The sequence below is a fragment of the Gemmatimonadota bacterium genome (assembly GCA_016209965.1).
Classification (GTDB): Bacteria; Gemmatimonadota; Gemmatimonadetes; order Longimicrobiales; family RSA9; genus JACQVE01.
On record JACQVE010000158.1, the window covers coordinates 1 to 9,818 of the forward strand.

Sequence of the window (9,818 nt, forward strand, 5' to 3'; positions counted from 1 at the left end):
CCAGGCAAGGCCGTGTGACGATCCGGCAGCTTTGGCGCTTCGGCGAGGTTGAGATACCCCTCCTCGATCAGCCGCTGCACCAGCCGATCCAGCAGCTCCGCGATCTCCTGCCGCACCGCCTCGTCCCCCTTGCCCTCGCCCCGCAGCTCATCCAGCATCTGGGGCGTGAGCTGCCCGCTCTCGATGAGCGCCCGGAGCAGCTCCTGCTTCAGGGCATCGAGTGACGAGTCCGCCTCCTCACCACTCCAGCCCCCCCACGGCTCGTAGTGCGAGCCGCCGGCAAAGCCGCTCTGCAGCAGGAAGTCCGCCAGGCGCTCGAGCAGCGCCTCCAGGTTCAGCGCGTCGAGCCAGCGGCCAGTGTACCTGGTGTAGGTGGTAAGGCGCATGGTGCTGCTCACACCTCGAATTTCGGTGGGCCGGCCGGTCCGGGTGGCGTCGCTCGTCGGTGTGCGCGGGCATAGCTTCCGCTCTCGGAGCGGCTGATGCGCCGTTCGGCGACGAGGCTCTCGAGCACCAGCTCGCAGGCGGCCACGGTGTAGGCCGGCGCATTCTCCCGGCAGAGCCCCAGCTCCTGCACGGCGTCCAGCAATCCGCTCACCAGGGCAAAACCTTCCAGGCAGGCCTCCGCCGAAGCGGCATCGCCGAGCTGGAGCACGCCCCCCTGGTCGAAGTGGCTGACCACTTCATCGAACGCGGCATCCGGCAGGTCTTCATGGATCGCGCGCAGGGTCTGCGCCGCCGCCTGCGCCACCAGTTCGCGGGCGACCCTGCCCGCGCCGACCAGCTCGCCCTCGTACTCGAGCTCGAGCTTCCCGGTGATGGCTGGCAGTGCCGCGTAAATGTCGCTGGGCCGGGGCACGATCACCGCCTCGCCCACCAGTAGCGCGCGCCGCTCCGCGTTCGAGACCGCATTCTCCAGCACCGTAATCGGCATGCGCTGGCTCACGCCGGAGCGCTGGTCCACGCGCTTGTCGGCGCGCGCGAGAAACGCCACTCGCTCGATGCTCTCGGCCACGAACTCTGGGATGTCCACCAGCCGGCCATCCCGCTCGACCCAGGCCTCCTGCCGCGTGATGGCCATGCCCAGCTCTACCGTCTCCGGGTAATGCGTGGCCACCTCCGCGCCAATGCGGTCCTTGAGCGGCGTAATGATCTTCCCTCGCGCCGTGTAGTCCTCCGGGTTGGCCGTGAAGACGAGCAGCACGTCCAGCCGCAGCCGCACCGGGTAGCCTTTGATCTGGACGTCGCCCTCCTGCATGATGTTGAACAGCCCCACCTGGATCTTGCCCGCCAGATCCGGCAGCTCGTTGAGCGCGAAGATGCCGCGGTTGGCCCGGGGCAGCAACCCGTAGTGGATGGTCAGCTCGTCGGCCAGCACGTGGCCGCCGCGCGCCGCGCGGATGGGATCGACATCGCCAATGATGTCCGCGATGGTAACGTCCGGCGTGGCGAGCTTTTCCACGAAGCGCGACTCCCGCGGCAGCCACAGGACCGGCGCAGCATCCCCCTGCTCCTCGAGCAGCAGACGGCCGTACTTGGAGATGGGGCGCAGCGGATCATCGTTCACCTCGCTGCCGGCCAGGATGGGGATCTCCTCGTCCAGCAGCGAAACGAGCTGGCGGATGATCCGGCTCTTGGCCTGCCCGCGCAGCCCCAGCAGCACGAAGTTCTGGCGCGCCAGCAAGGCGTTCAGCACCTGCGGCACGACGGAGTCGTCGTAGCCGATGATTCCGGGGAAGAGCGGCCCCTCCGCGGCCAGCTTGCGCAGCAGGTTGGCGCGGATCTCGTCCTTGACGGGGCGAGGCCGGTAGCCGCTGCGCTTGAGATCCCCTACGGTGGCGGGGCGAGAGGGAACAGGCATACTGCACAACCCTTGCGCAAGGCAAGCAAAAGGGATTTCTTAGGCTGCACCGGACAACATAACAGGTGGCTGCCATGTCCTCCACCACCCTTCCCCCGCGGGCGCCGGCGCCATCGCTGCCAGCCGAGCTACTGGCGCTGGTGTGGCAGCCTTCGACCGTTTTTCCGCTGCTGTTTGCCCGCGGCAAGACCGGGGCCGTGCTCTTCTTCTCCGCCGTTTCCGGCGTCTACGTCGCTTACGTGGCGGCGCAGGCGTTCGCGCTGGGGGACCGCATGGGATTGCTGCGCGCCGCCATAGCCGTGGTGCTGAGCGGGGCGGTGCTGGGTCTGATCGCCCTCTACTTTGCCGGCGGGCTGCTCTCCTGGAGCGCGGAAACGCTGCGCGGCGAGCCCGAAGCCGAGCGCATGTACGCCGTCTTCGGCTACTCGACCTGGGGGTTCCTGCCGCTGCTGGCCGTGATTGTACCCATCGAGCTGGCCTGGTACGAGGCCAGCCTCTTGTCCGCGTCCCGACCCGTGGTCCCCGACTGGGTGCCCTGGCTGGTAGGTGGACTCGAGCTGCTCACCATTGGGACCTGGCTGCTGCTCATGATCAAGGGGACGGCGCTCGCCGCCCGACTCTCGCAGGTCGAGGCGGCGGAAACCGTGGCCCTCTCGCTGGTCGAGATCGGCGTGATCGGCGTCCTGCTGCTGATCATCCTGGTAGTTTCCTTCCTGATCTGAGTCGCGCAGTCGTCGAGTCAGCCTCTTGGCAACGGTACGCGGCCGTTGCATTACGGCACGGCTGCGTTACGGCGACTCCTTAGTGGTCGAGTTCGTAAGTACGGCGGCCGTATTTGCGGAATCGACCACTTAGTTTGAGGCAGAATCTGGCTGGGCGTGGGTATGACCAGCAGCGGCTCCGGTGCAGGCTCCGCCCGTGCGGCCGCGCGCCGGCCGCGCCGCTCGCCAGGCGGAGTCACACCTCTTCCAGCTCGCGCACTCGCTTGAGCCAGGCGGCCACGTCGCTCGCGCTGATGATCCCCTCGAGCCGCCCATCGCGGGTGACCAGCACGCGCCGCACGCCCGACCGCTCCATGGTCTCGAGGACGCGGGACATCGTGTCCTCGGGGCGCACCAGGATCCCCGCTTGCAGCGGGGTCATGGTCTGCGACACGGTGCGCAGGGGCCACTCCTCGCGCGGCACATCCTTCACCTGGTGGAGGGTGATGAGGCCCACAGGGCGCCCGTCCTGCGCCACGGGGAACGCCTGGTAGCGGCGGCGCAGGAAGAAGTCATCCACCAGTTGCTGCAGTGTGAGTTCGGGCGGCACCGTCTCGGGATCGCGAGTCATGGCCTCGCGGGCACGGACCCGCTCGAGCACCCCCCGGACAAGGTGCTGCTCGTAGCTCAGGATGGCGGCATTGCGCAGGAACCAGCCAATGAAGATGAGCCAGAGGCCGCCCACGACATTCCGCTGCACCACCTGCCAGATCCCGAACCCCACCAGCAGATAGGCCAGCCACTTGCCGCCGGCGGAGGCCAGGCGCGTGGCGCGCGTCACATCACCGGTGACCTTCCACACCGCGGCCCGGAACAGCCGCCCGCCATCCAGCGGGAAGCCGGGGAGCAGATTGAAGACGGCGAGCATGAAGTTGAGGAATGCCAGGTACTGCGCGACGCCGGTAAGGGCGGGGCTCCAGTCCCAGTGGCCGCCGGCCCACCAAAGGGCGAGGAAGGCGGCGGCGATCAGCAGGCTCGAGACCGGCCCGACGACGGCGATGAGGAATTCGTCTCCCGGGCTCTCCGCCTCGAGTCGCGTCCGCGACATCCCGCCGAAGATGAAGAGCGTGATGCCCTCGACGGGGATCCCCTTCGAGCGTGCGACCAGCGAGTGCGACAGCTCGTGCGCGAGCAGGGAGGCAAAGAAGAGAAGAGTGCCGGCGGCCCCCATGCCGATGTAGAGCTCGCGCGACAGGCCCGGGAAGCTGGCCGGAAACACGCCCACCGTGAAGGTCCAGAGGATCAGGAAGAAGATGATGAACCACGAGAAATCGATCCGGATCTCGAATCCCAAGATCGATCCCAGTCGGAAGTCGCCCATGCCGTCCCCCTCGCCCGTTCGGTCTCCTGCCGCGCCGCGCCTCTAAGCGCAGTTTTTAACGCCCCCCACAGCCCGGCGCAAGCGCTGTTCCGCGGGGACAGCGCGCCAGCCGTCATCCTGAGCGGGCCCTTCGGCTTCGCTCAGGGTAAACTCCGCACGTCGAGGGGGATTCGGCTCAGGGGTGCTTCAGCTCGAGTCGAGATCTCGAGGTCAGGGGTGCTTCAGCTCGAGGCGCTCCCGCACACTGGCCTGGACCGGGATGCCGGTCATGCCCATGGCCGGCAGGTCGAGCGTGCCCTTCAGCTCGCCGGCGGCCACGCGCTCGACCAGTAGCGCGCGCGCCGGATCCCACAGCGTCCGGGCGGTGCTCGTGCCGCTGAGCTGCTGGCGCAGCTCGACGCCCTCGCTGCTGCCGCTGATGGTGAGGGTGTTCGACTCCCGGGAGGTGATGACGCGCAGCGTCTGGCCTGCCACCACGGTGTCGCCGCTCCAGGTCGAGGTGACCAGCGACTCGCGGCGCGATGTCAGCCCCTCGTTCGTCTCCTCGCCCCGGATGGTGTCGGTCCAGGCGACCCCAGGCTCGATCGGCCGGCCGGGCAGCCGCACGAAGAGGTCGAGCATCACGTTTTGCGAGCCGGCCACGGCGCGAAACTGGTCCGACAGCTCCGGCATCTGCACCACCTCGACCCGGCCGCGGCGGTCCACTTCGGCGACGAACTCCCCCTGGACATCGCTTTCGTCGGCCCTGATCGTGCCTCCCATGGAATTGCTGAAGCGGCCATCGAAATCAGCAAAGCGAGCCGTGACGCGCAGCTTCTCGCCCGCGGGGTGGAAGCCCAGCTCGATCCGGGCGGAGGAAGCGATCTCGACTTTCGCGACCTGCAGGTCGAAGCTGCCGGTATCGGCGGCGGTGTAGCTCACGGGGCTGGTGGCCGGCAGGGTGTAGGCGAGGCTGGCGGGCGCGGGGCCGCGTGGTCCGGCGGGCGCGCACGCGCCTAGCAGGCAGGCGAGGGTCAGTACCGCCGGATTCCGTGGCTTCATGGTCGTGGTCCCCCTCCGGGCGGGCACTGTCAGCCCTGGCGCAGCTTCACGCCGCCGGAGCCGGTGTCAATGTCGATGCGGCCGTCCCCATCGCCGATGCGGCCGCGGAAGTATGTGCGTTTCATCTCCACTACCTGGACCGGCAGATCGAAATCGATGCCGCCGCTGCCCACATCGATCTCGACCTCGGCGCCGAGCTGCGGCGGCACGGAGAGGAGGACGCTGCCCGAGCCGGTGTCGACCTCGACGTCGCCCTCGACCTCGCTGACCATTACACTACCGGAGCCGCTGTCAATAGACAACGAGTGCCGGGTCGGTTTCAGCGGGTCGGCCCGCGCTCCGGTGATGTCCCGGGGTGAGCGGGCAGTCAGTCCTGCGGCGCGCAATTTCGTTTCAGGCGGCGCCGCCCGGGGGCAGGGACGCTGCCACAGCGCGATAGGTCGCAGCAGCGTCGCCATCCAGGTCGTGCCGCCGGCCGGCCAGGTGGCGTCGTCCCCCCACCCACACATCGGTCACGGCCGCCGCTGGCGCGGCGAAGACCAGTAGCGCGGGCAGCGTGTCGGCGGTCCAGCCGGCGTGGGCGGGGTGGTCCAGGTCGATGGCAATGAAATCGGCCAGTCGGCCGGGCTCGAGGCGTCCGGCATCGAGGTGGAGCGCGTCCGCGCCGGCGGCGGCAGCCGCTCCCAGCAGCAGGGGCGCCGCCTCGAGGCGCCCGGCGTCCGCGCCTGCGGGGCTGGCCAGGATCACCCGCCGCTGCTTTTGCAACCGCTCGTGGTATTCCAGGAGCCGCATCTCTTCGAACGGGTCCACCGCCATCTGGCTGTCACTGCCCAGGGCCAGGCGCGCACCGGCCGCGAGCAGCGCGGCGGCCGGCACCATCCCGTCGCCCAGGTCCCGCTCGGTGCTGGGGCAAGCGCAAACGGTGGCGCGGGCGCGGCCCAGCAAGCGGATCTCTCGCGGGCTCAGGTGGATGGCGTGCACCGCGGTGAAGCGCTCGTCCAGCACACCCTCGTCCGCCAGCAGCTCGACCGGGCGCAGCCCGAAAGCCGCCCGGCAAGCCTCTACCTCCGCCGGCTGCTCGCTCACGTGCATGTGGAACGGCATGCCTTGCTGCGCGGCAAACGCGCGCAGCGGGCCGAGCCAGTTGCGCGGGAGCGCGCGCAGGCTGTGGGCGGCAATGCCCACGGTGGCAGCGCCGGCGGTGCGGCTGCTCGCGACGAGCCGCTCGGCGTGGCGCAGGAACTCGTCCAGATCGGGGGTGGCAAAGCGGCGCTGCTCCGGCCGCAGCGGCTGGCCGATCCCGCCCGCCGCGTAGCACGTGTCGAGCAAGACGATGCGGATCCCCACTTCGTCGGCGGCAGCCAGCACGCGCAGGGCCAGCTCGGTCGGCTCGTGGTAAGACCGTCCGTCCGGACCCCGGTGCAGGTAATGGAACTCGCCCACACTGGTGTAGCCGGCGCGCAGCATCTCGAGGAAGCAGAAGCGCGACACGACATGGACGGCCTCGGGCGAGAGCGCGAGCGCGGCGGCGTACATGGCCTCGCGCCAGCTCCAGAAATCGGAATGCTCTGCCGCCGTGCGCCACTGCGTGCGGCCGCGGATCAGGCGCTGGAAGGCGTGCGAATGCGTGTTCGTGAAGCCGGGCAGCAGCGCCCGGCCGGGCAGCCGCTCGGAGCCAGCTTCTGCGCCGCCGCCGGCCAGCTCCACGGCCGGGCCGACGCGGAGGATGCGGCCCCGCACGGCGTCGTACTCCAGCGCCCAACCGCTGTGGAAGCGGCCGGCATGGTAGATCAGCTCAGGAATCAGTAGAGGCACGGGGTGCCTCCCGCATGGGCAGCTTGATGCCGTGCCGGGCCGCGGTTTCGAGCGCCAGCTCGTAGCCCGCATCGGCGTGGCGGGCGATCCCGATCCCGGGATCATTGGTCAGCACACGCTCGAGCCGCTCGCGCATCTGCCCCGAGCCGTCCGCCACGATCACCTGGCCCGCATGCAGCGCATTGCCGATGCCGACACCGCCACCGTGGTGGAAGGAGACCCAGCTCGCGCCCGAGGCGGTGTTCAGCAGCGCGTTCAGTACCGCCCAATCGGCAATGGCGTCGCTGCCATCCCGCATGCCTTCCGTTTCGCGGAAGGGCGAGGCCACGGAGCCGGTGTCCAGGTGGTCGCGGCCAATGACGATGGGGGCCTTCAACTCGCCACGGGCAACCAGGTCGTTCAGCGCCAGACCGAAGCGGGCGCGCTCCCCCTGCCCGAGCCAGCAGATGCGGGCCGGCAGCCCCTGGAAATGCACCTTCTGCTGCGCCATCCGGATCCAGCGTTGCAGATGCTCGTCCCGCGGGAAGAGCTCGAGCACCAGTTGGTCCGTGCGCCGGATGTCCGAAGCTTCGCCCGAGAGGGCAACCCAGCGAAAGGGGCCCTTACCCTGGCAGAAGAGCGGCCGGATGTATGCGGGCACAAAGCCCGGGTAGGCAAAAGCATCCGCAAAGCCGGCATCTCGAGCCTGCCCGCGCAGGTTGTTGCCATAATCAAAGGTGACTGCGCCGCGCCGCATCAGTTCGACCATCGCCTCGCAGTGCACACGCATGGACTCCATGGCGCGGCGCTCATACTGCTCGGGGTCGCGCTCGCGTAACGCGTCCGCTTCCGCCAGCGCCAATCCCGCCGGATAGTAGCCGTTCAAGGCATCGTGAGCCGACGTCTGGTCCGTCACCACGTCCGGAACCACACCCCGCCGGACCAGCTCGGGCAGCACCTCTGCACAGTTCCCCACCAGCCCCACGGACAGCGGCTCGCTGCGCAAGGCGGCGCCCTGAACCCAGCCGAGCGCCTCCTCCAGCTCCCGCGTCAGGCGGTCGCAGTACCCGCTCTCCAGACGACGGCGGATGCGCGACTCGTTCACCTCGATCACCAGGATCGCCGCCTCATTCATGGTCGCCGCCAACGCCTGTGCACCACCCATACCACCCATGCCGCCGGTCAGGACCCAACGCCCCGCCAGCGTACCGCCAAAGTGCTCGTGCGCCACGGCTGCGAAGGTCTCGTACGTCCCCTGCAGGATGCCCTGCGTGCCGATGTAGATCCAGGAGCCCGCCGTCATCTGGCCGAACATGATCAGACCGCGGCGCTCCAGCTCCCGGAATACCTCCCAGGTCGCCCAGCGCGGCACCAGGTTGCTGTTCGCCAGCAGCACGCGCGGCGCCCACTCGTGCGTCCGGAACACGCCCACCGGCTTCCCCGACTGGACCAGCAGTGTCTCGTCGTTCCCCAGCGCCCGCAGCGAGGCAACCATGGCCTCGAAAGCCTCCCAGCTCCGCGCCGCCCTCCCCGTGCCGCCGTAAACAACCAGCTCCTCCGGACGCTCCGCCACCTCGGGGTCCAGGTTGTTCATCAGCATGCGAAGCGCAGCCTCCTGCGCCCAACCCTGGCAACTCCGCTCCGCACCCCGCGGCGCCCGCACCACCCGCGACCGCTGAATCTCCGCCATGCTTGCCTCCCGCAGCCGTTTGCCACTCGAGAATAGGGCGAGGGCTGGGGCTAGGGCTAGGGCTGGGGCTCGGACGGCGCATCCGCCCCGCGATCTGGAGCGGCCGGAAATCGGGCTGGAGCTGTGGCCGGGGCTGGGGCTCGGACCCCGGGTCGCCCCGGGACCGGGATCGGGATCGGGATCGGCACTGCAATCGGATGCTGCCAGATTCGTTTCCTAGCCCCAGCCCCAGCCCTAGCTCCACCGCCGCACTGCCGCCGGGGCAGCGGCGTCGCGGCGGCTGTCATTCTGGCGGGGGTCGGGTTATATTTCAGTGCCTATTGAAACCAGGGGAAAAGCGTGCAACTGTGGGGCGGATGGCGGGTATTGGGGCGGGTGGCAAGCAACCTGCCTGAGCAGGGGAGTGCCTCGGGGCAGTCCTGCCGGACTGCCCGTTCCCAGGCGGAAAGGTGAGCTGTAGATGGCTAATCAGGTGAAGCTTCCGGTCTTGCCGCTGCGGGAGACCGTAGTCTTTCCGGGCGTGGCGGTACCGATCAGTGCGGGGCGGCCGGGCACGCTGGCGGCGATACAGCGGGCGATGGACGGGGAGCGCCGGCTTTTTGCGGTTTGCCAGCGCGAGAACGTGGAGGATGCCACGCCGGAGCTGTTGCACGAGATGGGCGTAGTGGTTCGGGTCGTCCAGACGCAGCGGGGCCGGGGCGGCTTGCAGCTTCTGATCCAGGGGGAGCAGCGTGCGGTGGCGCTGTCCTACGACAGCGGTGCGCACGGGATGTTGCTGGCGGCGGTGGAGCTGCTTCCGGAGCAGGGGGCAGAGAAGGTGGAGGATGCTGCGTTCATCGCGCTGGATCGTGAGCTGCGGGAGCGGGCGGTGGAGCTGGGGCGCCGGCGCGGGATCCCGGATGAAGCGCTGGGGCAGTTGGTACAGGGGGTGGAGTCTCCGGGTGCGTTTGCGGACCTCGTCGCCTTCTACCTGGAAGTCCCGCCGCTGGAGAAGCAGGAGCTGCTCGAGCTGACGGCGGTCGAGCCGCGGATGCGGCGAGTGCTGGTGGCGGTCGAGCGGGATCTGTTGCGGCTGGAGGCGCAGCAAGAGATCCAGCAGAAGGTGCAGGAGGAGCTGGGCGAGAAGCAGCGGGAGATGGTGCTGCGCGAGCAACTCAAGGCGATCCAGAAGGAGCTGGGCGAGGACGAGGAAGGGAACGAGGTTCAGGAGCTGAAGCGGCGGATCGCAGCGCTGGACCTGCCGGCGGAGGCGTGCTCGGAAGTGGAGCGGGAGCTGCACCGGCTGGAGCGGACGCATCCGCAATCGGCGGAGTACCAGGTCATTCGCACCTACCTCGAGTGGGTGACGGA

Annotated in this window: 9 protein-coding genes; 2 read left to right on the forward strand and 7 right to left on the reverse strand. The window is 69.1% G+C overall.

Going from position 1 to position 9,818, the window contains the following annotated elements:
- Nucleotides 1-386 (reverse strand): hypothetical protein (locus tag HY703_06450; GenBank protein MBI4544814.1); only part of this gene is annotated, 386 nt, incomplete at its 3' end.
- An 8-nt stretch (nucleotides 387-394) separates the two neighbouring features.
- Complete coding sequence (locus HY703_06455; protein MBI4544815.1) at nucleotides 395-1,861, reverse strand: sigma 54-interacting transcriptional regulator; 1,467 nt, start codon at nucleotides 1,859-1,861, stop codon at nucleotides 395-397.
- 74 nt (nucleotides 1,862-1,935) lie between these two features.
- Here HY703_06455 and HY703_06460 point away from each other — a divergent pair, with 74 nt between their 5' ends.
- Nucleotides 1,936-2,583, forward strand: a complete 648-nt coding sequence (locus HY703_06460) for a hypothetical protein (GenBank protein MBI4544816.1) — start codon at nucleotides 1,936-1,938, stop codon at nucleotides 2,581-2,583.
- A gap of 235 nt (nucleotides 2,584-2,818) precedes the next feature.
- On the opposite strand, the gene HY703_06465 is transcribed toward HY703_06460, so the two are convergent.
- The 5 genes from HY703_06465 to hutU all read right to left on the reverse strand — a co-directional run bounded on the left by HY703_06465 (nucleotide 2,819) and on the right by hutU (nucleotide 8,468).
- The gene (locus HY703_06465; GenBank protein ID MBI4544817.1) at nucleotides 2,819-3,943 is read right to left on the reverse strand and encodes a site-2 protease family protein; all 1,125 of its coding nucleotides are present in this window, start codon (nucleotides 3,941-3,943) and stop codon (nucleotides 2,819-2,821) included.
- Between the two features lie 210 nt (nucleotides 3,944-4,153).
- The gene (locus HY703_06470) at nucleotides 4,154-4,984 is read right to left on the reverse strand and encodes a hypothetical protein (GenBank protein MBI4544818.1); all 831 of its coding nucleotides are present in this window, start codon (nucleotides 4,982-4,984) and stop codon (nucleotides 4,154-4,156) included.
- A 29-nt stretch (nucleotides 4,985-5,013) separates the two neighbouring features.
- Nucleotides 5,014-5,256 carry a hypothetical protein gene (locus tag HY703_06475; protein MBI4544819.1) on the reverse strand — a complete coding sequence of 81 codons (243 nt, stop codon included), beginning with the start codon at nucleotides 5,254-5,256 and terminating at the stop codon, nucleotides 5,014-5,016.
- A gap of 121 nt (nucleotides 5,257-5,377) precedes the next feature.
- Complete coding sequence (locus tag HY703_06480; GenBank protein ID MBI4544820.1) at nucleotides 5,378-6,871, reverse strand: formimidoylglutamate deiminase; 1,494 nt, start codon at nucleotides 6,869-6,871, stop codon at nucleotides 5,378-5,380.
- A complete protein-coding gene (hutU, locus tag HY703_06485) occupies nucleotides 6,780-8,468 on the reverse strand; it encodes a urocanate hydratase (protein MBI4544821.1) in 1,689 nt (562 codons plus the stop codon). The genes HY703_06480 and hutU overlap by 92 nt, the downstream gene beginning before the upstream one ends.
- Before the next feature lie 460 nt (nucleotides 8,469-8,928).
- Here hutU and HY703_06490 point away from each other — a divergent pair.
- Nucleotides 8,929-9,818 (forward strand): LON peptidase substrate-binding domain-containing protein (locus HY703_06490; GenBank protein MBI4544822.1); only part of this gene is annotated, 890 nt, incomplete at its 3' end.

Coding starts and splice junctions, on each gene's coding strand:
- HY703_06455 (MBI4544815.1), bottom strand. CDS start 1,861: ATGCCTGTTCCCTCTCGCCCCGCCACCGTAGGGGATCTCAAGCGCAGC.
- HY703_06470 (MBI4544818.1), bottom strand. CDS start 4,984: ATGAAGCCACGGAATCCGGCGGTACTGACCCTCGCCTGCCTGCTAGGC.
- HY703_06465 (MBI4544817.1), bottom strand. CDS start 3,943: ATGGGCGACTTCCGACTGGGATCGATCTTGGGATTCGAGATCCGGATC.
- HY703_06475 (MBI4544819.1), bottom strand. CDS start 5,256: ATGGTCAGCGAGGTCGAGGGCGACGTCGAGGTCGACACCGGCTCGGGC.
- HY703_06480 (MBI4544820.1), bottom strand. CDS start 6,871: ATGCGGGCTACGAGCTGGCGCTCGAAACCGCGGCCCGGCACGGCATCA.
- hutU (MBI4544821.1), bottom strand. CDS start 8,468: ATGGCGGAGATTCAGCGGTCGCGGGTGGTGCGGGCGCCGCGGGGTGCG.
- HY703_06460 (MBI4544816.1), top strand. CDS start 1,936: ATGTCCTCCACCACCCTTCCCCCGCGGGCGCCGGCGCCATCGCTGCCA.